The following is a 433-nucleotide window of genomic DNA, read 5'->3' as shown; positions in this document are numbered from 1 at the left end:
CTTAATTTGAACAGTGCTTCGGTACCGGCACTCTCCAATCCCGCATGGGGACGGTAGGAAACGGGTATGTCTTTGCTGCGCAAGTAGTGTTCGGGACTGTCGCCGAAGACGACTACGTCGCCATGTTGTTCATACTGTTCGAAGGCATACCAGATGCCCTCTTCTTCACACAGACGGTTGATAAAGGTAAAGTCGCTTTCGAGATACTGGGTTACATACTCGCGGACGGTTTAGCTGCGGCTCTTTTGGAAACGGTAGTCGACACCGGAGAAACCGTGGTGTTTGAAGACGGCGACAATGATGTGGGGAATGGTTTGGTGCTGGAACAGCCGGGAAGTTTGGAAATGTTTTAAAGACGCGAAGCGCGGCTCTAAAAAAAAGCGGTAAACGGGTTCATTTGTGGAGGAGGAAAACTTCTAGCATGAGGTGATAA

The 433-nt window shown here is 49.9% G+C and carries 1 pseudogene; it reads right to left on the bottom strand.

The features are described 5' to 3' along the window. Nucleotides 1–341: pseudogene (locus ACTHUG_RS11540) on the bottom strand (contractile injection system protein, VgrG/Pvc8 family); the annotation flags it as partial. Nucleotides 342–433: the final 92 nt, after the last annotated feature.

The organism is Neisseria sp. P0022.S009, from assembly GCF_051956675.1.
Lineage (GTDB): Bacteria > Pseudomonadota > Gammaproteobacteria > Burkholderiales > Neisseriaceae > Neisseria.
The sequence above is the reverse complement of the archived record's forward strand: the minus strand, read 5'-3'. Positions and strand labels throughout refer to the sequence as shown.